Annotated in this window: 19 protein-coding genes; 8 read left to right on the top strand and 11 right to left on the bottom strand. The window is 59.4% G+C overall.

From position 1 onward, the window contains the following. Window positions 1–5: 5 nt before the first annotated feature. The 5 genes from hpf to yrbL all read left to right on the top strand — a co-directional run bounded on the left by hpf (window position 6) and on the right by yrbL (window position 2,807). The gene (gene hpf, locus RTP97_RS16520) at window positions 6–293 is read left to right on the top strand and encodes a ribosome hibernation promoting factor (protein ID WP_312211966.1); all 288 of its coding nucleotides are present in this window, start codon (window positions 6–8) and stop codon (window positions 291–293) included. 82 nt (window positions 294–375) lie between these two features. Beyond that, window positions 376–867 (top strand): PTS IIA-like nitrogen regulatory protein PtsN, encoded by a 492-nt coding sequence (gene ptsN, locus RTP97_RS16515; protein ID WP_144817462.1) that lies wholly within the window; start codon window positions 376–378, stop codon window positions 865–867. Window positions 868–912: 45 nt separating this feature from the next. Continuing rightward, the gene (rapZ, locus tag RTP97_RS16510; protein WP_312211965.1) at window positions 913–1,767 is read left to right on the top strand and encodes an RNase adapter RapZ; all 855 of its coding nucleotides are present in this window, start codon (window positions 913–915) and stop codon (window positions 1,765–1,767) included. Next, complete coding sequence (npr, locus tag RTP97_RS16505) at window positions 1,764–2,036, top strand: PTS phosphocarrier protein NPr (RefSeq protein ID WP_103821363.1); 273 nt, start codon at window positions 1,764–1,766, stop codon at window positions 2,034–2,036. Before rapZ ends, npr begins: the two co-directional genes overlap by 4 nt. A 174-nt stretch (window positions 2,037–2,210) precedes the next feature. Next, on the top strand, window positions 2,211–2,807 hold the full coding sequence (yrbL, locus tag RTP97_RS16500; RefSeq protein ID WP_312415594.1) for a PhoP regulatory network protein YrbL: 597 nt from the start codon (window positions 2,211–2,213) through the stop codon (window positions 2,805–2,807). Here the strand turns inward: yrbL and mtgA are convergent. The 4 genes from mtgA to RTP97_RS16480 form a co-directional block, all read right to left on the bottom strand. Next, window positions 2,782–3,510: a monofunctional biosynthetic peptidoglycan transglycosylase gene (gene mtgA / locus RTP97_RS16495; protein ID WP_312415591.1), complete on the bottom strand. Its 729-nt coding sequence runs from the start codon at window positions 3,508–3,510 to the stop codon at window positions 2,782–2,784. The two genes, yrbL and mtgA, sit on opposite strands and share 26 nt — an antisense overlap. After that, entirely contained in the window at window positions 3,510–4,160 is a 651-nt protein-coding gene (elbB, locus tag RTP97_RS16490; protein ID WP_312415588.1) for an isoprenoid biosynthesis glyoxalase ElbB, read from the bottom strand. Before elbB ends, mtgA begins: the two co-directional genes overlap by 1 nt. Window positions 4,161–4,393: 233 nt before the next feature. After that, window positions 4,394–6,733 carry an aerobic respiration two-component sensor histidine kinase ArcB gene (arcB, locus tag RTP97_RS16485; protein WP_312415586.1) on the bottom strand — a complete coding sequence of 780 codons (2,340 nt, stop codon included), beginning with the start codon at window positions 6,731–6,733 and terminating at the stop codon, window positions 4,394–4,396. Window positions 6,734–6,828: 95 nt separating this feature from the next. Next, window positions 6,829–7,752 (bottom strand): TIGR01212 family radical SAM protein, encoded by a 924-nt coding sequence (locus tag RTP97_RS16480; RefSeq protein WP_312415583.1) that lies wholly within the window; start codon window positions 7,750–7,752, stop codon window positions 6,829–6,831. A 671-nt stretch (window positions 7,753–8,423) separates the two neighbouring features. On the opposite strand from RTP97_RS16480, the gene gltB reads away from it, so the two are divergent. Together gltB and RTP97_RS16470 are read left to right on the top strand one after the other, a co-directional pair. Further along, entirely contained in the window at window positions 8,424–12,884 is a 4,461-nt protein-coding gene (gene gltB / locus RTP97_RS16475; protein ID WP_312415580.1) for a glutamate synthase large subunit, read from the top strand. 9 nt (window positions 12,885–12,893) lie between these two features. Further along, the gene (locus RTP97_RS16470) at window positions 12,894–14,312 is read left to right on the top strand and encodes a glutamate synthase small subunit (RefSeq protein WP_312415577.1); all 1,419 of its coding nucleotides are present in this window, start codon (window positions 12,894–12,896) and stop codon (window positions 14,310–14,312) included. Between the two features lie 39 nt (window positions 14,313–14,351). Here RTP97_RS16470 and RTP97_RS16465 read toward each other — a convergent pair whose 3' ends face one another. Genes RTP97_RS16465 through RTP97_RS16445 form a run of 5 tightly spaced genes read right to left on the bottom strand, consistent with a single transcriptional unit; the run spans window position 14,352 to window position 20,538 of the window. After that, window positions 14,352–16,430 carry an FAD-binding protein gene (locus RTP97_RS16465; RefSeq protein ID WP_312415574.1) on the bottom strand — a complete coding sequence of 693 codons (2,079 nt, stop codon included), beginning with the start codon at window positions 16,428–16,430 and terminating at the stop codon, window positions 14,352–14,354. 9 nt (window positions 16,431–16,439) lie between these two features. After that, window positions 16,440–17,681 (bottom strand): MFS transporter, encoded by a 1,242-nt coding sequence (locus tag RTP97_RS16460; protein ID WP_312415572.1) that lies wholly within the window; start codon window positions 17,679–17,681, stop codon window positions 16,440–16,442. A gap of 57 nt (window positions 17,682–17,738) precedes the next feature. Further along, complete coding sequence (locus tag RTP97_RS16455) at window positions 17,739–18,572, bottom strand: sugar phosphate isomerase/epimerase family protein (RefSeq protein ID WP_312415570.1); 834 nt, start codon at window positions 18,570–18,572, stop codon at window positions 17,739–17,741. Between the two features lie 9 nt (window positions 18,573–18,581). After that, window positions 18,582–19,733: a Gfo/Idh/MocA family oxidoreductase gene (locus RTP97_RS16450; protein WP_312415567.1), complete on the bottom strand. Its 1,152-nt coding sequence runs from the start codon at window positions 19,731–19,733 to the stop codon at window positions 18,582–18,584. 16 nt (window positions 19,734–19,749) lie between these two features. Then, on the bottom strand, window positions 19,750–20,538 hold the full coding sequence (locus RTP97_RS16445) for a 3-ketoacyl-ACP reductase (RefSeq protein WP_312415564.1): 789 nt from the start codon (window positions 20,536–20,538) through the stop codon (window positions 19,750–19,752). A gap of 165 nt (window positions 20,539–20,703) precedes the next feature. Here RTP97_RS16445 and RTP97_RS16440 point away from each other — a divergent pair, with 165 nt between their 5' ends. Further along, on the top strand, window positions 20,704–21,342 hold the full coding sequence (locus RTP97_RS16440) for a TetR/AcrR family transcriptional regulator (RefSeq protein WP_312415561.1): 639 nt from the start codon (window positions 20,704–20,706) through the stop codon (window positions 21,340–21,342). Window positions 21,343–21,384: 42 nt separating this feature from the next. Here RTP97_RS16440 and sspB read toward each other — a convergent pair whose 3' ends face one another. Together sspB and sspA are read right to left on the bottom strand one after the other, a co-directional pair. Continuing rightward, on the bottom strand, window positions 21,385–21,885 hold the full coding sequence (sspB, locus tag RTP97_RS16435; RefSeq protein ID WP_312211951.1) for a ClpXP protease specificity-enhancing factor: 501 nt from the start codon (window positions 21,883–21,885) through the stop codon (window positions 21,385–21,387). A 5-nt stretch (window positions 21,886–21,890) separates the two neighbouring features. Then, window positions 21,891–22,525, bottom strand: a 635-nt coding sequence (gene sspA, locus RTP97_RS16430; RefSeq protein WP_312415559.1) for a stringent starvation protein SspA, incomplete at its 5' end; no start/stop codon positions are given.

Below are 22,525 nucleotides of genomic sequence, written 5' to 3'. Positions count from 1 at the left end.
ACACTATGCAGCTCAACATTACAGGGCACAATGTCGAAATTACTGAAGCACTGCGCGATTTTGTCAGTACAAAATTTGCTAAGCTGGAGCAGTACTTTGAGCGGATCAATCAGGTCTACATTGTGTTAAAAGTGGAGAAAGTGACGCACGTCGCGGATGCCACACTGCACGTAAACGGTGGCGAACTCCACGCCAGTGCGGAAGGGCAAGACATGTATGCGGCCATTGACGGTTTAATTGATAAACTGGCGCGACAGTTAACCAAACATAAAGATAAACTGAAACAATACTAATTGTCCGGGCGTTCGACGGCAGTTAGCAACCTGCTGTGGCGACGCAGCAGGTTGTCTGCGCGAAAAACGCTTAGGTGAATTTATGATGAACAACGATTCCGCTCTTCAACTGAGCAATGTCCTTAACCAGGAATGTACCCGTAGCGGCGTGCACTGCCAGAGTAAAAAGCGTGCGCTGGAAATTATCAGCGAGCTGGCTGCAAAGCAGCTCAGCCTGCCGCCGCAGGTGGTCTTTGAAGCCATCCTGACCCGTGAGAAAATGGGCAGTACCGGTATTGGCAACGGTATCGCGATCCCCCACGGCAAGGTCGAGGAAGACACCCTGCGCGCCGTCGGCGTTTTTGTGCAGCTGGAGACGCCTATCGCCTTTGATGCTATCGATAATCAGCCGGTCGATCTGCTCTTTGCCCTGCTGGTTCCTGCCGATCAGACAAAGACGCATCTGCACACGCTCTCCCTCGTTGCTCGCCGCCTGGCGGACAAAACCATCTGTCGACGCCTGCGCGCCGCACAGAGCGATGAAGAGCTGTATCAGATCATCACGGATAGCGAAGGCAGCCACGATGATGCGTAACCGGGAAAACGCTTTTCTATTTGCTCTCCTGAGGAGAAACGGTACATGGTACTGATGATCGTCAGCGGTCGCTCGGGCTCGGGGAAATCAGTTGCCCTGCGAGCGCTGGAAGACATGGGCTTCTACTGCGTGGATAACCTGCCGGTTGTGCTGCTGCCCGAACTGGCAAAATCGCTGGTCGACCGCCATATCTCTGCAGCCGTCAGCATTGACGTGCGCAACATGCCGGAGTCGCCGGAAATTTTTGAACAGGCGATGAACAACCTGCCGACGGCCTTTTCGCCGCAGCTGCTGTTCCTTGATGCCGATCGCAATACGCTGATCCGTCGCTATAGCGACACCCGACGCCTGCATCCTCTCTCCAGTAAGAACCTGTCGCTGGAGAGCGCCATTGACGAAGAGAGCGACCTGCTGGAGCCGCTGCGCTCGCGGGCGGATCTGATCGTTGATACCTCAGAAATGTCGGTGCACGAGCTGGCGGAGATGCTGCGAACCCGCCTGCTGGGCAAGCGCGAGCGCGAGCTGACCATGGTCTTTGAGTCGTTCGGCTTCAAGCATGGTATTCCCATTGATGCCGACTACGTCTTTGACGTCCGCTTCCTGCCGAACCCGCACTGGGATCCGAAGCTGCGTCCGATGACCGGCCTTGATAAACCGGTAGCGGCTTTTCTGGATCGGCATACTGAAGTGCACAACTTTATCTACCAGACCCGCAGCTATCTCGAGCTGTGGCTGCCCATGCTGGAGACCAACAACCGCAGCTACCTGACCGTTGCTATTGGTTGTACCGGGGGTAAGCACCGTTCGGTCTACATTGCCGAGCAGCTGGCGGACTACTTCCGCTCGCGGGGTAAAAACGTACAGTCCCGTCACCGCACCCTGGAAAAACGCAAAACATGACCGTCAAACAGACCGTTGAGATCACCAACACGCTGGGCATGCACGCTCGCCCGGCGATGAAGCTGTTCGAGCTGGTTCAGGGGTTTGATGCGGAAGTGCTGCTGCGTAATGATGAAGGCACCGAGGCGGAAGCCAGCAGCGTGATTGCGCTGCTAATGCTCGACTCCGCCAAAGGCCGCCAGATAGAGATCGAAGCCAGCGGCCCGCAGGAGCAGGAGGCGCTCGCCGCCGTCATCGCCCTGTTCAACGCCGGTTTTGATGAAGATTAATTGCATGTCGCCCCGGTAAGCACCACGCCTCCGGGGAATTGCACAATTTGTGCGCTTAACCCCTGCCAATGTTTCCTTAAGATAACCTTAAGCTAGTCGTTTATTTTTCATTTAAGTTGCCTGGCCATACTTGAATTGTTTCCAGAACAATTCTCAGAACAAGCAGGACAACTTATGATTCGCTTATCCCATCTCACGCCGTTGGGCACCGGACGGCACCGTCAGTGCTATGCCCATCCGGACAATGCCCAGCGCTGTATTAAGATTATCTACAACTACGAGAGCGGCGGCGATAAAGAGATCAAGCGCGAGCTGAGCTACTACGCCCATCTGTCACGCCGTTTAACCGACTGGAGCGGACTACCGCGCTACTACGGCACGGTGGAGACCGATCTCGGGACCGGGTACGTCTATGACATCATTACCGACTTTGACGGCTCGCCATCAAAAACGCTGACGGAGTATGCCGCCCAGTGCCGCGAAGCAGGCAACAGCAAGGCGCTCTACCCGCTGCTCAGGACGCTGAAAAGCTACCTGCACAAAAACCGCATCGTCACCATGAACCTGAAGCCGCAGAACGTGCTGTGCCGCCGCATCAGCCCGAATGAAGTGGTGCCGGTGGTGTGCGACAACATTGGCGAAGGCACGCTGATCCCGCTGGCAACCTGGTCAGGCTGGGCCTGCGCCCGTAAGCAGGCCCGCCTGTGGCAGCGCTTTATCGCTCAGCCCGCGCTCGCCAGCGGGCTTAGTGCAGCGAATACCGGGTCATAAACGCCTCTCCCCCTAGCTGACGCATCTGGCGCATGATCCACGCCTGGCGATTGCGCACATAGCCGGAGGGTGCGCCAGCCTTAAAGCGGATAGGATTGGGCAGCACGGCCGCCAGCAGCGCGGCCTCTGACATCGTCAGGCGGCTGGCGGGCTTATTAAAATAGCGCTGTGCCGCCGCCTCGACGCCAAATACCCCCTCGCCAAACTCGGCAATATTGAGGTAGATCGTCAGGATCCGCCGCTTGCTCCACACCGTCTCCATTCCCAGCGTCAGCCCCGCCTCCAGCCCTTTACGCAGCCAGCTGCGCCCGTCCCAGAGAAAGAGGTTTTTTGCCGTCTGCTGGGAGAGCGTAGACGCACCGCGGATCCGGCTGGCATTACGCTCGTTATGGGAGACCGCTTTCTGAATGGCGTCGACGTCAAAGCCCCAGTGCGCCGGGAAGGTCTGATCCTCAGCGGCAATCACCGCCAGTCCCATCCACGGCGAGATGTCATCCATACCCACCCAGTCCGAGTGGGCCACATAGCTGAAATTGCCGCCCAGCCAGGCCGATATCTGGCGCTCCGCCATCACCGCCGAGAAGGGAACCGGCATAAAGCTGAACAGCACAATGCCGCCGCCCCAGAGCAGGGCCAGTCCCAGCAGCGTACGCAGCAGGAGACGCTTTATTTTTGCCTTCAACGAGGTACTGCGTAACGCCATTACGCCAGCACCAGCACGCGCGTGACCAGTTTCTCAATGCCGCTGGCGGCTTCGGCGATATTTTGCGCCACCATATAGGCGGGAGTCGTCACCACCCTGTTCTCTTCATCCACCACGATGTCGTCTACCGGACAGGTCACATGTTCCGCGCCCATCTCGTCCAGCACCTCAGCGGTGTCGACGTCTGTACCGATGGTCAGGCGCAGTGGGAAATCAAAGATTTTCGGCAGCATGGCCGGGGCAATGCAGATGAACCCCAGCGGTTTACCGGCGGCGTGCATCGCCAGCGCCAGCTGCTTCAGTCCGCTATCTACGCTACACTCCGCGCCCTGGCTGGCGAAATTGCTGAGGTTTTTGGCCGCGCCAAAGCCGCCGGGAACGATGAGCGCATCCAGCGCGTCGGCAGAAGCCTGGCTTAGCGGCTGGATCGCACCGCGAGCGATACGCGCCGCTTCAATGAGCACGTTACGGCTCTCCGCCATCGCATCACCGGTCAAATGGTTAATCACGTCTGCCTGGGGCTTATCCGGTGCAAAACAGACCGCCTCCGCGCCGCCACGGGCGATGGCTAACAGCGTAATGACGGCCTCATGAATTTCAGTTCCATCGTTAACGCCGCAGCCGCTCAGTACCACTCCCACTTTTTTCATTTTGATGATCCTTTCCTGCAAGATGCTGACGATTATTAAAAATTTTGATAAGGGCGCTATGCTTCACACATTTCGTCGATTCATATAACAAATAAGTTAAGATTTGCTATCTTATGTGCGGGCTTACCACTATTTCCGCCTGTGCCCAGCAAATAACCAACACAAAAAATTCCGGCACGGCCACAATTTCCCTGGTGTTGGCGCAGTATTCGCGCACCCCGGTCTATCCGGGGTCATTTTTTCCCCGCTCCGGCAACCCACGCCTTAAGCACCGTAATATCGTCCTGCCAGACCAGCCGCATCTCCTCAATCCATTCGCCTACGTTATCCCACCACGCCGGCAGATCCGAAGACTGAATTTGCTTGCCCAGCTGTTGCAGGCGACGCAGACCAATCGAGCCCGCCGCGCCCTTGATCTTATGCCCCTCCTCCGCAATACCCTTCTGGTCACGCGCAGTCAGGTTTGACTCGAGAATAGCGATATAGCCTGGCATCATCTTCTCGAACATCGCGATGCCGTCGACGATCACCTTTGGACCAATAATTTCCAGGTACTGCTCCAGCATCGGAATATCTAACAGCGTTTGTGCCTTATCGTTATCGACAGGTTCCATCGCACTCTCCTCTTCGTCGTCGCAGGTATCCCAAAACTTCTTGATCATCGCGGTCAGCGCCGGAACGGCCAGCGGCTTGCTCAGGACGTCGTCCATCCCCGCGTCAAGGTACTCTTTTTTATCTTTCAGTACGTTGGCGGTCAAGGCCACCAGCGGGGGCAGATCCTCCCGAGGGTAGTTTTGCGTCAGCTGACGGGAGATATCCAGCCCCGTCATGTCCGGGAGCTGGATATCCAGCAGCAGCAGGTCGTACTCGCCCGGCGTAAACATTGCCAGCGCCTCTGTCCCGGTCATGGCAACGTCGACGCTACAGCCCAGTTTCTCCAGCACCGAACGGGCTACGATCACGTTCAGTTCGATATCCTCAACCAGCAGCACGTTGAGAGCCGGGAGCGGCATATCGTCATCTTCGAAGCCGTCTTCCACCTCTTCTGCCACGGCAGGAGCGTGCACCGTCAGCACAAAGCGCGAGCCTTTGCCCGGCTGGCTACTGACCGTGATGTCGCCGCCCATGCTTTTTGCCAGCCGCCGCGAGACCGCGAGGCCAATCCCGGTCCCGGTAGCCGGTTTGCCGCCGTGCTTATCCTTGACCTGATAATACATGGCGAAAATTTTATCCTGCTCCGCCGGCGGGATGCCGATACCGGAGTCCTCTACCTCAAAGCGCAGCATCTCGTTATCGTCATAGCGAATGCGCACCGTCACCTGGCCCTGCTGGGTAAACTTCACCGCGTTGCTGATCAGGTTCCACAGGATCTGCCGCAGCCGGGTGCCGTCGGTTATTACCTTATGCGGCAGGGGCAGCGTCGGCTCGACGACAAAGCTCAGCCCCTTCTGCTGGGCCTGTAGCCCGGAAAGCGTTTCAAGATCGGCCCGGAAGCTGGTGAAGTCCACCGGCTGGTTGTCCAGCTGCACCTTATGGCGCTCCATCTTGTCCATGTCGATAATATCGTTGAAGATATTACCCAGCGTCACCGCAGAGACGTGAATGGTCTTCAGGTACTTCTCCTGCTCGTCGCTCAGCTCGGTGTCGAGCAGAATACGGCTCAGGCCGACGATGCCGTTAAGCGGCGTACGCAGCTCGTGGCTGATGGTAGAGATAAAGGTGGTTTTGTCCCGGCTGGCACGCTCCAGCGCATCCTGATAACGCTTGCGCTCGGTAATATCCCGGCCAAAGCCCATCAGCCCGTGGCGCTTACCCACCCGGTCGTAGTAGGGAACCTTGCGGATCTCAAAGCAGGCTTTACGTCCGTCAGGGTACTCCAGCCACTGTTCGTAGGTCAGGGAGACGTTGTGCCGAAACACCTTCTCATCGGTTTCGTTGACCTTCTCCGCCGCCTCCGGCGAGTAGACGTCGTCCGGCTTCAGGTTAACCAGCTGCTTCTCGCTTTTGCCGGTCAGCAGCTCCATGGCCCGGTTGCAGCCGGAGAACTCTCTATCTTCGTTGCGGTAGAAGACCAGATCCGGCGAGGCGTCGAGGAACGAGCGCAAAAATGAGGACTGCTGCTCCAGCTGGATCTGCGTCTGCTCGCGCTCTTTCATCTCAATTTTAAGCTGCTCAAAGGTCGCCTGGCGCTCGGCCTCAGCGATGGCGCGATCGTTGATCACCTGATTGAGCGTGGAGATGTTCTCTTTCAGCTGAACGTTAAGTTTGAGGTCGCGCTCGCGCATCTCCTCGAGCTTCTCCACCAGCTTTGACAGCCGCTGGCGGGACTCCTCCAGCTGCTCAACCACTACCGACAGGAAGTAGACCGCCCAGGGGGTGATCAGCAGCCCGAAGAAGATTGAGCGGATCACGTCGATGCTCTCAACCCGGCCATGCAGCACCATGGTAACGGCCATCTGGACAACAATCGCCAGGACCACCAGCGCGAGGGCCAGCAGCATGGAGAAGCGCACCAGGCCAAGCTTCATCATCAGATTGACATAGTACTGCGCGAGTAAGCGGATTTGCTTCATTAACGAGTTCCTTCACCACAACGTCGCACAATAATACTCAATTCTGAGCAAAGCGTTGAAGGTTGTGCAAAAAATGTCGCCCGCACCGTCTGGCGTTATGCCACTGGCCAGGGCTTACCCAGCGCGGAGCCTTGCGCCCCGTGGGCGTTGAGGTACGTATCGAGCGCCACCATGCCGGTCCAGCGGTTTTCGCACCACAGCGGCGCGAGCAGGGTCGGGCGGCGGGCGCTGGCGGAGATGCGGTGGTAGATCACCTCCGGCGGCGTATGGCGGATCATCTCCCCGGCGGCCAGGGTATAGGCATCCAGCTCAATACCGTTCAGCCGCCCAGCCTGCCAGGCCTTTGCCATTGTGCTGCCGGTAACGATATGCAGCGGATGCAGCTTGATGCCGTCAACGCCGGTCTCCACCACCCGCTGGAGCGTCGCGAGGCACTCCGCCTCACCCTCCCCCGGCAGGCCAACGATGAGATGGCTGCACACCTTCAGCCCACGCTGGCGGGCCAGCCGGGTGGTACGCTGGTAGCAGGCGAAGTCGTGGCCGCGGTTGATGCGGTGCAGGGTTTTATCGTGGGCCGTTTGCAGGCCCAGCTCCAGCCAGACCTCATACCCCTGCTGCTGGTATTCGCTAAGCAGATCCAGCACCGCCTCCGGGACGCAGTCCGGGCGCGTCCCGACGCACAGCCCGACAATATTGGCCTGGCTCACCGCCTGCTGGTACATCGCCCGCAGCACCTGCACCTCGGCCCAGGTGCTGGTATAGGCCTGGAAATAGGCCAGGTAGCGCCGGGCGCGGTTAACCCGCGTCGCCTGGTATGCGAGCTGCTCGGCTATGGCGTGATTCTGCTGGGTCTCATCAGCAAAAGAGGCAACGTTACAGAAAGTGCAGCCCCCGCGACCCATCGTGCCATCGCGATTTGGGCAGCTAAAGCCGCCGTGCAGGGTAAGCTTATGGACTTTTTCACCATAGCGGCGGGCAAGATCGCCACCAAACATGTTGACTAATTTTTGTAACTGCATAATCTGAAAGGCCGCCCTGAAGAAAGGGCCAAGCCTGCCACTTTTAGCCTCCGTCGGCGATGACCTGGATCAATCGTCATAGCGGGGCTACAGCCATTGCATAATCACGCACAATTACCGCTATTTCATTCACCGCTATGTTGATTACTTTTCCTTATATTGCTGACCTGTTTTTCTACTATTTTCGCTCATGCGTAAAACAGTGTCTTTATGCGGGTTACTCCGTACAACCAGCGAAAAATAGCGCATTAAGGTAAAAAAACAGGTAATACCAATAACAATAGCGCTTTCTTATAGTGAGAGAGATCACACTCTGACACTGCCTGCCACAGCTGTAACACGGCTGTAAAATAGCTAAATAAGCTATAACATCAGTAACTTAACCCTGTGTTAGCACATTTTTGCATAAATAAGATTGTGATTTGACCTGTGTGTCGATTCCCGATAAGTTGGATATCCGCTGGAAGCTTTCTGGGTGAGCAGTCTGCTCACCATATTTATGCAGTAATTTAGATTCCCTCTGAAGCAAGTCCTCAACACTTGTTTGACCTACGCGAAAAGGATGATAGAGGGCGACATGCGAGGCCTGTAGGCTCCGTCGCCACGCCCTTTCTGCGCCTGCGCGCCACGGTCATGAGAGAGTCACGTAGAGCCTGGGGAGGTTCACTGATATGTTGTACGATAAATCTCTTGAGAGAGATAACTGTGGTTTCGGCCTGATCGCCCACATAGAAGGCGAACCTAGCCACAAGGTAGTGCGTACCGCTATTCACGCACTGGCCCGAATGCAGCACCGTGGTGCGATCCTTGCCGATGGTAAAACCGGCGACGGTTGCGGCCTGCTGCTGCAAAAACCTGACCGTTTCTTCCGCCTGGTTGCCGAAGAGCGCGGCTGGCGTTTAGCCAAAAATTATGCCGTGGGCATGCTGTTCCTGAACCAGGACGCTGAAAAGGCCGCCGTTGCGCGCCGCATCGTCGAAGAAGAACTTCAGCAAGAGACCCTCTCTATCGTGGGCTGGCGCGATGTGCCGACCAACGAAGGGGTGCTCGGTGAAATCGCCCTCTCCTCGCTGCCACGTATTGAGCAAATTTTTGTTAACGCCCCTGCGGGCTGGCGTCCGCGTGATATGGAGCGCCGTCTGTTTATTGCGCGTCGCCGTATCGAAAAACGCCTCCAGGAGGACAAAGAGTTCTACGTCTGTAGCCTCTCCAACCTGGTCAACATCTATAAAGGTCTCTGTATGCCGGCGGATCTGCCGCGCTTCTACCTGGACCTTGCGGATCTGCGTCTGGAATCGGCCATCTGCCTGTTCCACCAGCGCTTCTCCACCAACACCGTACCACGCTGGCCGCTGGCCCAGCCGTTCCGCTACCTGGCCCATAACGGTGAGATCAACACCATCACCGGTAACCGCCAGTGGGCGCGCGCGCGTACCTATAAATTCAAGACGCCGCTGATCCCGGATCTGCATGACGCCGCGCCGTTTGTTAACGAAACCGGCTCCGACTCCAGCTCGCTGGATAACATGCTCGAGCTGCTGCTGGCGGGCGGGATGGACATCGTCCGTGCTATGCGCCTGCTGGTGCCGCCAGCCTGGCAGAACAACCCGGATATGGATCCAGAGCTGCGCGCCTTCTTTGACTTCAACTCCATGCACATGGAGCCGTGGGATGGCCCGGCGGGCATCGTGATGTCCGACGGCCGCTTTGCCGCCTGTAACCTGGACCGTAACGGCCTGCGCCCGGCGCGCTACGTCATCACTAAAGATAAGCTGATCACCTGCGCCTCCGAAGTGGGGATCTGGGACTACCAGCCGGACGAAGTGGTGGAAAAAGGCCGCGTCGGACCGGGTGAGCTGATGGTGATCGACACCCGCGGTGGCCGCATTCTGCACTCCGGCGAAACCGATAACGATCTGAAGAGCCGCCACCCCTATAAAGAGTGGATGGAGAAGAACGTGCGCCGTCTGGTGCCGTTTGAAGATCTGCCGGATGACGCAGTGGGCAGCCGTGAGATGGGCGACGACCTGCTCGCCAGCTTCCAGAAGCAGTTTAACTACAGCGCCGAAGAGCTGGATTCAGTGATCCGCGTGCTGGGTGAAAACGGCCAGGAGGCGGTCGGCTCAATGGGTGACGATACCCCGTTTGCCGTGCTCTCCAGCCAGCCGCGCATCATTTATGACTACTTCCGCCAGCAGTTTGCGCAGGTGACCAACCCGCCAATCGATCCGCTGCGTGAAGCGCACGTCATGTCGCTGGCCACCAGCATCGGCCGGGAGATGAACGTCTTCTGTGAAGCCGAGGGTCAGGCGCACCGCCTGACCTTTAAGTCACCGATCCTGCTCTATTCGGACTTTAAACAGCTGACCACCCTGTCGGAGCATCACTATCGCGCCGACACGCTGGATATCACCTTTGACGTCAACGCCGCGTCGCTGGCAGACACGGTGAGCGCGCTGTGTGATAAAGCAGAGCAGATGGTGCGCGACGGTACGGTGCTGCTGGTGCTCTCTGACCGCAACATCGCTAAAGATCGCCTGCCGGTTCCGGCTCCGATGGCGGTAGGTGCTATCCAGACCCGCCTCGTTGAGAAGAGCCTGCGCTGCGACGCCAACATCATCGTTGAGACCGCCAGCGCCCGCGATCCGCACCACTTCGCTGTGCTGCTGGGCTTCGGCGCGACGGCAGTCTATCCCTACCTCGCCTATGAGACGCTGGCGAAGCTGGTGGATACACACGCCATCGATAAGAGCTACCGTACCGTGATGCTGAACTACCGTAACGGCATCAACAAAGGTCTGTACAAGATCATGTCCAAAATGGGCATCTCTACCATCGCCTCCTACCGCTGCTCGAAGCTGTTCGAAGCGGTTGGCCTGCATGATGAAGTTGCCGATCTCTGCTTCCAGGGCGTGATCAGCCGCATCGGCGGCGCGGGCTTTGCTGACTTCCAGCAGGATCTGCTGAACCTGTCGAAACGTGCCTGGCTGGCGCGTAAACCGCTGGAACAGGGTGGCCTGCTGAAGTACGTTCACGGCGGTGAATACCACGCCTACAACCCGGACGTGGTACGCACCCTGCAACAGGCCGTGCAGAGCGGCGAGTACAGCGACTATCAGCAGTACGCTAAGCTGGTCAACGAGCGCCCGGCGGCCACGCTGCGCGATCTGCTGCACATCAACCCGCCTGCGGACGCGGTGAACGTTGATGACGTAGAGCCAGCCAGCGAGCTGTTTAAACGCTTCGATACCGCAGCGATGTCTATCGGCGCGCTGAGCCCGGAGGCCCACGAGGCGCTGGCCGAAGCGATGAACAGCATCGGCGGCAACTCTAACTCCGGCGAAGGCGGAGAAGATCCGGCTCGCTACGGCACCAACAAAGTATCGCGTATCAAACAGGTTGCCTCCGGCCGCTTCGGCGTGACCCCGGCCTACCTGGTGAACGCGGACGTGATCCAGATTAAAGTGGCCCAGGGCGCGAAGCCTGGGGAAGGCGGTCAGCTGCCGGGGGATAAAGTCACCCCGTACATCGCTAAGCTGCGCTACTCGGTGCCGGGCGTGACGCTGATCTCCCCGCCGCCGCACCACGATATCTACTCGATTGAGGATCTGGCCCAGCTGATCTTTGACCTGAAGCAGGTTAATCCGAAGGCGATGATCTCCGTGAAGCTGGTCTCCGAGCCGGGCGTAGGCACCATCGCCACCGGCGTGGCAAAAGCCTATGCGGACCTGATCACCATTGCCGGCTACGACGGCGGCACCGGCGCAAGCCCGCTCTCCTCAGTGAAATACGCGGGCTGCCCGTGGGAGCTGGGGCTGGTTGAGACCCAGCAGGCGCTGGTGGCTAACGGCCTGCGTCACAAAATTCGTCTGCAGGTCGACGGCGGCCTGAAAACCGGCGTGGACATCATCAAAGCGGCGATTCTGGGTGCAGAGAGCTTCGGCTTCGGCACTGGCCCGATGGTGGCGCTGGGCTGTAAATACCTGCGTATTTGCCACCTGAACAACTGCGCAACCGGCGTTGCAACCCAGGATGACAAGCTGCGTAAGAACCACTATCACGGCCTGCCGTTCAAAGTGACTAACTACTTTGAATTTATCGCCCGTGAGACCCGGGAGCTGATGGCGCAGCTGGGCGTGACCCGCCTGGTGGACCTGATTGGCCGTACCGATCTGCTTACCGCGCTGGAGGGCTTCACCGCCAAACAGCAGAAGCTGGATCTGTCGAAGCTACTGGAGACCGCCGAGCCGCATCCGGGCAAAGCGCTCCACTGCACCGAGCATAACCCGCCGTTTGATAACGGGGTGCTCAACGCCCAGCTGCTGAACCAGGCGAAGCCGTTTGTTGACGAGCGCCAGAGCAAAACCTTCTGGTTTGATATTCGCAACACCGACCGTTCAGTGGGCGCATCGCTCTCCGGCTATATTGCCCAGACGCATGGCGATCAGGGCCTGGCATCGGATCCGATTAAAGCCCACTTCAGCGGCACCGCAGGCCAGAGCTTTGGCGTGTGGAACGCAGGCGGCGTGGAGCTGTACCTGACCGGGGATGCCAACGACTACGTCGGTAAAGGCATGGCGGGCGGTCTGCTGGCGGTGCGTCCGCCGGTCGGCTCGGCTTTCCGTAGCCACGAAGCGAGCATTATCGGTAACACCTGCCTGTACGGCGCGACCGGCGGTCGTCTGTACGCCGCAGGCCGCGCGGGCGAACGTTTCGGGGTACGTAACTCCGGGGCAATCACCGTGGTGGAAGGCATTGGTGACAACGGCTGTGAGTACATGACCGGCGGTATCGTCTGTATTCTTGGCAAGACGGGCGTCAACTTTGGCGCGGGCATGACCGGCGGCTTCGCCTACGTGCTGGATGAGGACGGCGAATTCCGCAACCGCGTGAACCCGGAGCTGGTGGAAGTGCTGAGCGTCGACGACCTCGCGATCCACGAAGAGCACCTTCGCGGCCTGATCACCGAGCATGTACAGCATACCGGCTCCTCGCGTGGGGAAGAGATTCTGGCCCACTGGCCTGCCTTCGCGGCGAAGTTTGCGCTGGTTAAGCCGAAGTCCAGCGATGTTAAAGCCCTGTTGGGTCACCGTAGTCGCAGCGCCGCAGAGTTGCGCGTGCAGGCGCAGTAAGAGGTAGCAATGAGCCAAAACGTGTACCAATTTATCGACTTACAGCGCGTGGATCCGCCTAAGAAAGCGCTGAAGATCCGTAAAATCGAATTTGTTGAGATCTATGAGCCGTTCTCAGAAGGCCAGGCCAAGGCGCAGGCAGATCGCTGTATCTCCTGCGGCAACCCGTACTGTGAATGGAAGTGCCCGGTGCATAACTACATCCCGAACTGGCTGAAGCTGGCCAACGAGGGGCGTATTTTTGAAGCCGCCGAGCTGTCGCACCAGACTAACACCCTGCCGGAAGTGTGCGGCCGGGTCTGCCCGCAGGATCGCCTTTGCGAAGGCTCCTGCACCCTGAACGACGAGTTCGGTGCGGTGACCATCGGCAACATCGAGCGCTATATCAACGATAAAGCGTTTGAGATGGGCTGGCGTCCGGACCTGACCGGCGTGAAGCAGACCGACAAGCGCGTCGCCATTATCGGCGCTGGCCCGGCTGGCCTGGCGTGCGCCGACGTGCTGACCCGCAACGGCGTGAAGGCGGTAGTATTCGATCGCCATCCGGAGATCGGCGGCCTGCTGACCTTTGGTATTCCGGCCTTTAAGCTGGAGAAAGAGGTGATGACCCGCCGCCGGGAGATCTTCACCGGCATGGGCATTGAGTTCAAACTCAACGTCGAAGTGGGTCGCGACGTGCAGCTTGAAGAGCTGCTGAAAGATTACGATGCGGTATTCCTCGGCGTCGGCACCTATCAGTCCATGCGCGGCGGCCTGGAGAACGAAGACGCCTCCGGCGTGTTTGACGCTCTACCGTTCCTGATCGCTAACACCAAGCAGATCATGGGCTTCGGTGAGACCGCTGATGAACCTTACGTCAGCATGGAAGGCAAGCGCGTGGTGGTGCTGGGCGGCGGTGATACCGCGATGGACTGCGTACGCACCTCCATCCGCCAGGGCGCAACCCACGTGACCTGTGCCTATCGCCGTGACGAAGAGAACATGCCTGGCTCCCGCCGCGAAGTGAAAAACGCGCGTGAAGAGGGCGTAGAGTTCCAGTTCAACGTCCAGCCGCTGGGTATTGAAGTGAATGCTAACGGCAAGGTGAGCGGCGTGAAGATGGCGCGTACCGAGATGGGCGCACCGGATGCGCACGGTCGCCGCCGGGCTGAGATCGTCGCGGGCTCCGAGCACGTGGTCCCGGCCGATGCGGTAGTGATGGCGTTTGGTTTCCGTCCGCACAGCATGTCCTGGCTGGCGCAGCACAGCGTTGAGCTGGACGCCCAGGGCCGGATCATCGCCCCGGAAGGCAACGAAAATGCCTTCCAGACCAGCAACCCGAAAATCTTCGCCGGTGGTGACATCGTACGCGGCTCGGACCTGGTGGTAACGGCGATTGCTGAAGGCCGTAAAGCCGCCGACGGTATTATGAATTACCTCGAAGTGTAATCATCCGCCCCTTTATCTTGCCGGATAAAGGGGCTTTTTTTACTCCTCCCGCGGCGTTTTGTATATCTCCCCCGTCAGATAGTCCGGCCAGTTCTTCTCAAAGTAGAGCGCAGTGAGATCGCCATGCTGCCGCAGCGGCTTCGCCTCGACGCTAAACGCGCCGTTTTGCCAGCGGACATGCAGCTGCTCCGCCTTATGCTCCGGCTTTTCAGAGAGAAAACGAAAGCGCGTCAGTGCCCCCTCACGAGTCTGCGGTACCGCGTCGCCCTGCGGGGAGCAGATCATCCGCGCGCCCCGGCTTCCCCCACCCTCGGCCACGTAGGTTTGCAGCGCCGTGAGGATCGCTTCTGAAGCCAGCGCCATCTGCCGCCACTGGAAGCTAAATGCCGTCCGGTTTGGGTGGGTGATGGCAATCCCCGAGGCGGCAATGCGCTGGTTGAGCTGACGCGCCGCCGCCCGCGCCTCGTTGACGCTCTCCGCCTCACAGATAAACCCGGCGCGATCGCTCATCCGCTGCTGGATCTCCGCCCGGACCTGCTCGATCTCCAGCGCCTCGGGATTGGCACTGTCCCGCTGGATCTGGGCAATCACGCTCTCCAGCTCCGCCTCGCCCTGCGGCTCGTCTGCTGTGCGCGCCGCTGCCGCAATGTGCTTGGCGCAGCGCAGACCAAACACCTGCCCCGCGTTCAGTGCCGCGCCACCGGGACGCGTCACTCCGTGAGTCCCCGCCGCCTCGCCTACCGCGTAGCACCCCTCCAGCGAGGTGTGGCCCCAGATATCTACCGCGATGCCGCCGTTCATATGCTGATGGTTAACGTTGAAGGCCAGCGGCTGCTGGGTCAGATCATGTCCATGATGCTTATACAGCTCAATGGCCAGCGGGTTCATGTGCCGCAGACGATCGATAGGCTGCTCCAGACAGGCCTCGTTGTTGCGCAGGTACTGGTAGACATCCTCGTCCAGATTGCGCACCGAAAAAGGCTCGTCTCCCGGCACCGGCAGCGGGTTACGGTTGAAGTCCATATAGATGGCCCGCCCGGCCTGCGATTCGTTATAGATCGCCAGGTCTACCAGGCTGGAGCCAAACTCGAGCGTCCGGGTAGCGTGGATCGGCCACTGGTAGCCCTTGCGGAAAATATTGGAGGCCAGTTCACGGGTGGTGCGGTAGTAGCGGGCCAGAAAGTTATGCTCCTGCCCCTCAGCATCTACCGAGTAGATATAGGGCATACTCTGCACGTAGGTGCCGGAGAGGTTCCACGGAAACTCATCCCGCCGCGTGCCGATACCAAACTGGTGCTCGGTGAGGTTGACCGTATCGATACCCGCCTCCAGCGCCAGCCCCAGCGCGCCAAAGCAGCGCTTGGGATAGACGCTGTCGCGGAACAGCTCGCCCGGCCCGCCGGAGGCCAGCACCACCGCCGGACTGCGCAGCAGGCAGAGTCCCCAGGGATTCTCCGTGGTCTTCGCCCCTTTCACCACCGCAATCGCCCCGCTAATTCGCCGCCCGGCCTCCTCGCCAGAGGTCAGAAGGCGGATCACCGTCGCGTGATCGAGGAAGGGAACGCCCACCAGCGCCGCCTCCTCCGCCAGCACCTTAACCATCAGGCGGGAGGTGCGCGGCCCACAGCTGGTCGCCCTGCCAACCTCATCATGATCGGTCTGGTAGCGCAGCACCGCCCCGTAGCGATCCTCCGGCAGCGGCAGCCCCATGCTTTTCAGCCCGATAAAGGCCTCAATGGAGCCCACCGCCTCAACGTAGGCGGTGTCGCCATCCATCGCGCCCCCTGCCCCCAGCGCTCCGGCGAGGCGGGTGAAGTCATCCCCACGAAAGCTGGTGGAGGCCGTGTGCAGAGTCTGCTTATCGGAGCCGGAGCAGGCGGAGGTTCCCCAGAACAGCGTCTGGGTCGCCACCAGCACGTTAAGCCGCCTGCGCTTCAGCTCGACGGCCGCGCGTAACCCCGCCGCACCGCTGCCCACCACCAGCGCCTCGCTGTCATAGACAGGGATGCGATACTCGCCGAGGGTCAACATCTGCTGCGGCTGCGCCTCGGCAACGTGATGGGGCATGGCAACGTTGGTCAGGCTCTCCAGAATGGCCTGCGGGATCGCTGTTGTCATTGTTAACCTCTACTGTTTACTCGTTGAAATATCTGACGCCAGCCCGGCAACCCGCCGGTGCGTCACGGGCTGGGTGCTTTTGCGCACGCCCAGCAGCAGGACGCTGCTGACCAGCATGACGCAGGCGGCAAAGAACCATACCGTGCTCATGGAGTAGCGATCGGCAAAGTATCCCGCCAGCACCGGCGAAATGCCCCCAGCGGTCATGCCGATGTTCATCACCAGACCGATGGCCGCACCGCGCAGCTGAGGCGGCACCAGCTCGGAGGTAAAGGAGAGCACCATCGGCGTAATGGGGTAGCCCAGCAGGCCGAGGAACAATACGAGGATCACCACGGCAAACACCGGCAGATCCATGACCATCGCCGCCATCAGCAGGCTGCTCAGCAGCGTGACGCCAATCAGCACCTTGCGTTTGCGGGTAAAGTCCCCGCCGTCGCAGTAGCGGCCCAGCAGGAATCCGCCCAGTGCGCCGGTCAGCCCCAGCAGACTGGCGATGGTGCCCGCCATGCCGATAGAGAGCTGCTTCATGTTCATCAGGAAGGTCGGCGCCCAGAGCAGGACGATCCACCAGCCGCTCAGCAGCAGGAAGTAGTAGAAGGCGATGAGCATTACCGCTCTGTTACGAAACAGCTGACCCAGCGGCACCTTCTCTTTCACCGTAGTAGCCGCTACGACTTTTTTCGGCTCGGACTTGACCAGCACCGCGTAAGCCAGCGCCACCAGCACTCCCAGCCCGCCCGCAACATAAAAGACTACCCGCCAGCCGTATAGCGGCCCCAGCATCGCCCCCAGCCAGGTGCCGAAGAAGCCGCCGATGGGGTAGCCCATCCAGTAGAGCGACATCACGGTGGTGCGCTGCTTCTCGGTGGTAACATTGGCCACCTCCAGCGAGGCCGCGGGCCAGAAGACCCCTTCGCCGATGCCGGTCATGACCCGGTAGAAGATCAGCGAGGTCATACTGCCCGCGATGCCGGTAAGCATGGTCGCCACGGAGAACATCATCAGCCCCAGGATGAGGACCGGTTTACCGCTGAGCTTGTCGGCAATGATGCCCGAGAGAAAGAGAAAGCCAATGAAGCCGTAAAAGAACGAGCTGAGCAGAATGCCGGACTGGCCTTTTTCAAGGCCGAAGTCGTTGGCGATCAGCCCGATTGCCGATGAGACGGTCATGCGATCCACGGAGTACATCATGTACCCCAGGCCGCACAGCACCGATACCAGCACCATCTTTTTTGTATCTGTCTGCATAATTCCCTCGACTAACCTGATAAGTGTGACGAGAAACCAGATACCGCTAAAATCTGACTAACAGTGACTCTGATGACGGGCCTTGCACGTCTCCAGAACCGAATCCGGGTCGCGTTGCCACCAGTTGTGCTCGGAGAAGATCTCTACCTCATGCGCCCCCTCATAGCCCAAAGCCTCAACGGCCTGGCGTGCGGCGCGGATATCGATCACCCCGTCGCCCATCATGCCGCGATCGAGGAGCAGATCCCGGGTGGGCACCAGCCAGTCGCAGAGATGAAACCCTAAAATGCGCTTACGGCCCGCGCGCTCAATCTCGGCATAAAACTTCGGATCCCACCAGGTGTGGTAGAGATCGACGGCGATCCCTAAACCGTCGTCACCCAGCTCGTCGCAGAGATCGTTCGCCTGCTCAAGGGTGTTAACGCAGGCGCGATCCGCTGCGTACATCGGGTGCAGCGGCTCGATTGCCAGCGGCATCCCCGCCTTCCGGGAGTACTCCAGCAGGCGACCAAGACCGTCGCGTACCTGGCTGCGGGCCCCGGCGATATCTTTTGACTCTCCCGGCAGGCCACCGACCACCAGCACCAGGCAGGCGGCGTTGAGCGCCAGCGCCTCATCCACCGCCCGGCGGTTGTCGTCGTCGGCAGCCCGGCGGGCCGCTTCGTCAATGCCGGGGAACATGCCGCCACGGCAGTAGCCGCTGACCGCCAGCTCGTTGCTGCGGATCAGCTGGGCGGTCTTCTGCAGGCCGAGGGCCTGCACCTGGTCGCGCCACGGGGAGATGCCGTGGATCTGGTGGCGGGCGCAGCCCTCAATGATCTGGTCCAGCGTCCACTGCTTACGCACCGTTGCGGTGTTGATCGATAAACGTTGTGCATCAGGCTTTTGCATCATGGCTCCTTAGCGTAACAGGGACGGAACATCGAGCCAGCGGCGCTCTTTCCAGCTTTGCAGGGCCAGCTCTACCAGCTGCACGCCCTTTGCCCCTTCCAGCAGGTTCCAGCGGAATTCGCCCTCGCCGTGCACGTGGCGTAAGAACAGCTCCCACTGCACCTTGAAGGCGTTGTCGTAGGTCGTGGTGTCCGGCACCGGCACCCAGTCGTTAAAGAAGTTGTGGGTCTGGCGCACGTCCGGGTTCCACACCGGCTTCGGCGTATTGACCCGGGACTGGGTAAGGCAGTCGGTAAGGCCCGCTACTGCCGATCCGTTAACGCCGTCGACCTGGAAGGTCACCAGATCGTCGCGGCGCACGCGCACGCACCAGGAGCTGTTGATCTGCACGATGGTGCCGTTATGCAGCTCGAAGGTAGCGTAGGCGGCGTCGTCAGCGGTGGCCTGGTAGGCGTTGCCCTGCTCGTCAAAGCGCTCGGGAATATGGGTAGCCCCCAGGCAGCTGAGGCTCTTGATCTCGCCGAACAGGTTGTCGATCACGTAGCGCCAGTGGCAGATCATGTCGAGGATGATGCCGCCGCCGTCCTCGGCGCGGTAGTTCCACGACGGACGCTGAGTCGGTTGCAGGTCGCCTTCAAAGACCCAGTAGCCAAACTCGCCGCGCACCGAGAGCACCTTGCCGAAGAAGCCGGACTGGTTGAGCATCTGTAACTTTTGCAGCCCCGGCAGCCAGAGCTTATCCTGCACTACCCCGTGGCAGACGCCGTGCTGCTCGGCAAAGTAGTAAAGCTCCATCGCCTCGTCGAGGCTGACCGCTACCGGTTTCTCACTGTAGATGTGCTTACCCGCTGCAATGGCCTTTTTCAGCAGCGCCGGGCGCGCCTGGGTGGTCGCAGCATCGAAAAAAATGGTGTCGTTTGGGTTGGCCAGTGCCGCATCGAGATCGGTTCCCCAGCGGCTGATGCCGTAGCTTTTCGCCAGCGCCGCGATCTTCTCTTCGTTACGACCAATGAGGATCGGATCCGGCACCAGGCGATCGCCGTTTGCCAGTTCAACGCCGCCTTGCTCACGGATCGCCACGATCGAGCGGATCAGGTGCTGATTCTTCCCCATCCGCCCGGTTACGCCATGCATGATGATGCCAACAGATTGAGTCGCCATGTCTTTTCCTTAGAGGTTAAAAGTGGGATTTATTCAGGCCGCCGTCGATATCGATAATCTGGCCGACGGTAAAGGGAAGCTGCCCGCAGGCCAGCGCGTTGACGGTGGTGGCGATATCTTTCGGCTGCCCCCAGCGCTTCATCGGCACCAGCCCATCGCCAATCAGCTGGTCATATTTCGGCTTCACGGTGCTGGTCATATCGGTTTCGATAATGCCGGGACGGATCTCGTAGACGCCGATCCCCTCCTCCGCCAGACGCAGCGCGAAGAGCTGGGTGACCATGCTGGCCGCCGCTTTCGAGACGCAGTACTCGCCTCGGGAGAGTGAGAGGCTGTGGGCGCTACAGGAGGTGATATTAATAATCGAGCGGTGGTGAGCATCCCGCTCTCCCTGCTGAAGCATGATCCGGGCGGCACGCTGGCAGAAGAAGAACATCGCGCGGGTGTTAATGTCCTGGCAGTAGTCATAGTTCTCCGCCGTGACCTCCAGCAGATCGCCACGCTGCTTTGCCGCGGTTCCCGCGTTGTTAACCACGCAGTCCAGCCGCCCCCACTTCGCCACTACCTGGTCGAGCATCTGCTGCTGGAGCGCAAGATCGGCAACGTCCCCTGGCACCGCAAGTGCTTCAATGTCAAACTGTTGCAGTTCAGCCACCATGCTCTGCTGGCGTGCTCGGCCCTCTTCGCTATCGCGCCCGTTAATGGCAACGTTAAACCCCTGCTGCGCCAGCGCCTGTGCGCAGGCTTTGCCTATGCCGCGCGTGGATCCTGTCACGAGGGCGACCGGGCGTTGTGAATGGCTCATAGACGACTCCCAAAGGCTGAATAGTATATTTCAACTAGATGGTTGATAACCGTTAAGCAGTATAGGAAGCGAGCAAAAAGAAAATAATGATCGACTTCTCAAAATCAACTAATTAGTTAATAATTAAGTATCAGCCGGTAACGCGATGATTTTAATGGAGAAATAATGAATGATATCAAGGGGAAGCGGAGACACGATCCAGAGTTGACCCGTGGGCTGATCCTGGCGGCGGCGAAGAGAGAGTTTGCTGAGAAGGGCTTTGACGGGGCCAGAGTTGACCAGATTGCCGCCGTGGCGCAGGTGAATAAGCAGATGCTTTATTACTATTTTGACAATAAAGATACCCTGTTTACCCATGTGCTGCAGGCGGCGTACCAGGATATTCGTGCCAAAGAGGCGGCGCTGAAGCTGGATCATCTGAGCGGCCGGGACGCTATCCTGGCGCTGGTGGATTTTACCTGGCACTACTACCTGGCGAACCCGGAATTTATTCGTCTGCTGAATAGCGAGAACCAGCTTAAAGGACGTCACCTGAAGGAGCTAGACAGCATCGTGCCGATCAACCGCAGCTGGATAACCATCACCCAGCAGATCCTCGATCGCGGCGAGCAGGATGGTTCGATTCGCCCTGGCATTGATGCGATGCAGCTCAATATCAGCATCTCCGCGCTGGGCTTTTTCTATCTGATTAACCAGTCAACGCTGTCGATCCTCTACCAGCAGGATCTGAAGCAGCCTGCGGCCCTCGACGCCCGGCTGGCGGTGATGCGGGAGACCATCGCCTGCTGGCTGGCACCATCATGAGGTAAACGGGCAAAAAAAACAGGCCCCGGGGGGCCTGTGAGATTACTTCACGACGCGTAGCGCCGGACGACCACCGCGCGGCGGCGGATCGTTATCGGGATCGTTGTCATCGTCAACGTGGTCGGGCTTGTCGCCGTCGATCACCGACATCACGGTTTCGCTTTCAGCCGTTGCCGTTTCGTCATCGTCGTTAACGGTAACCGCGTCGCCATCGTAGGCCGCTTCCGGCTCAAACATGGTACCTGCGCCGTTTTCACGGGCATAGATCGCCAGCACGGCGGCCAGCGGCACGTAAACCTGACGCGGCACGCCGCCGAAGCGCGCGTTGAAACGCACTTCGTCGTTTGCCAGCTCAAGGTTGCCTACCGCGCGCGGGGCGATGTTGAGAACGATCTGCCCGTCACGGGCGTACTCCATCGGCACACGCACGCCAGGCAAGGTCACGTCTACCACCAGGTGCGGCGTGAGCTGGTTATCCAGCAGCCATTCATAGAATGCGCGCAGCAGATACGGACGGCGTGGAGAGAGCTGTGACAAATCCATGCGTATTAACCCCGGCCGAGGCGCATTTCGCGTTCGGCTTCTGTCAGAGAAGCGAGGAAGGAGTCGCGTTCGAAAACGCGGGTCATGTAGCCCTTAAGCTCTTTCGAACCGGTACCGCTCAGCTCAATGCCCAGCTGCGGCAGACGCCACAGCAGCGGCGCCAGGTAGCAGTCTACCAGGCTGAACTCATCGCTCAGGAAGTAAGGTTTCTGGGTAAAGACCGGGGCGATACCCAGCAGCTCTTCACGCAGCTGCTTACGGGCGGCATCCGCCTGGGCACCGGAGCTGGTGACGATGACGTTCATCAGCGTATACCAGTCTTTTTCGATACGGTGCATATAGAGGCGGCTCTCACCACGCGCAACCGGATAGACCGGCATCAGCGGCGGGTGCGGGAAGCGCTCGTCCAGGTACTCCATAATGATGCGAGACTCCCACAGGGTCAGCTCGCGATCCACCAGCGTCGGTACGCTTTGATTCGGGTTGAGGTCAATCAGATCCTGAGGCGGATTATCCTTTTCCACGTGTTCGATTTCGAAACTCACACCTTTTTCGGCCAGCACGATGCGGACTTGGTGGCTATAGATGTCAGTAGGACCAGAAAACAGCGTCATTACCGAACGTTTGTTGGCAGCGACAG

Source organism: Pseudescherichia sp. (assembly GCF_031998825.1).
GTDB lineage: Bacteria > Pseudomonadota > Gammaproteobacteria > Enterobacterales > Enterobacteriaceae > Pseudescherichia.
Note: the sequence above shows the minus strand (reverse complement) of the source record. Positions and strands in the feature narration are given on the sequence as shown.

Coding starts and splice junctions, on each gene's coding strand:
- hpf (WP_312211966.1), top strand. CDS start 6: ATGCAGCTCAACATTACAGGGCACAATGTCGAAATTACTGAAGCACTG.
- ptsN (WP_144817462.1), top strand. CDS start 376: ATGATGAACAACGATTCCGCTCTTCAACTGAGCAATGTCCTTAACCAG.
- rapZ (WP_312211965.1), top strand. CDS start 913: ATGGTACTGATGATCGTCAGCGGTCGCTCGGGCTCGGGGAAATCAGTT.
- npr (WP_103821363.1), top strand. CDS start 1,764: ATGACCGTCAAACAGACCGTTGAGATCACCAACACGCTGGGCATGCAC.
- yrbL (WP_312415594.1), top strand. CDS start 2,211: ATGATTCGCTTATCCCATCTCACGCCGTTGGGCACCGGACGGCACCGT.
- mtgA (WP_312415591.1), bottom strand. CDS start 3,510: ATGGCGTTACGCAGTACCTCGTTGAAGGCAAAAATAAAGCGTCTCCTG.
- elbB (WP_312415588.1), bottom strand. CDS start 4,160: ATGAAAAAAGTGGGAGTGGTACTGAGCGGCTGCGGCGTTAACGATGGA.
- arcB (WP_312415586.1), bottom strand. CDS start 6,733: ATGAAGCAAATCCGCTTACTCGCGCAGTACTATGTCAATCTGATGATG.
- RTP97_RS16480 (WP_312415583.1), bottom strand. CDS start 7,752: ATGCAGTTACAAAAATTAGTCAACATGTTTGGTGGCGATCTTGCCCGC.
- gltB (WP_312415580.1), top strand. CDS start 8,424: ATGTTGTACGATAAATCTCTTGAGAGAGATAACTGTGGTTTCGGCCTG.
- RTP97_RS16470 (WP_312415577.1), top strand. CDS start 12,894: ATGAGCCAAAACGTGTACCAATTTATCGACTTACAGCGCGTGGATCCG.
- RTP97_RS16465 (WP_312415574.1), bottom strand. CDS start 16,430: ATGACAACAGCGATCCCGCAGGCCATTCTGGAGAGCCTGACCAACGTT.
- RTP97_RS16460 (WP_312415572.1), bottom strand. CDS start 17,681: ATGCAGACAGATACAAAAAAGATGGTGCTGGTATCGGTGCTGTGCGGC.
- RTP97_RS16455 (WP_312415570.1), bottom strand. CDS start 18,572: ATGCAAAAGCCTGATGCACAACGTTTATCGATCAACACCGCAACGGTG.
- RTP97_RS16450 (WP_312415567.1), bottom strand. CDS start 19,733: ATGGCGACTCAATCTGTTGGCATCATCATGCATGGCGTAACCGGGCGG.
- RTP97_RS16445 (WP_312415564.1), bottom strand. CDS start 20,538: ATGAGCCATTCACAACGCCCGGTCGCCCTCGTGACAGGATCCACGCGC.
- RTP97_RS16440 (WP_312415561.1), top strand. CDS start 20,704: ATGAATGATATCAAGGGGAAGCGGAGACACGATCCAGAGTTGACCCGT.
- sspB (WP_312211951.1), bottom strand. CDS start 21,885: ATGGATTTGTCACAGCTCTCTCCACGCCGTCCGTATCTGCTGCGCGCA.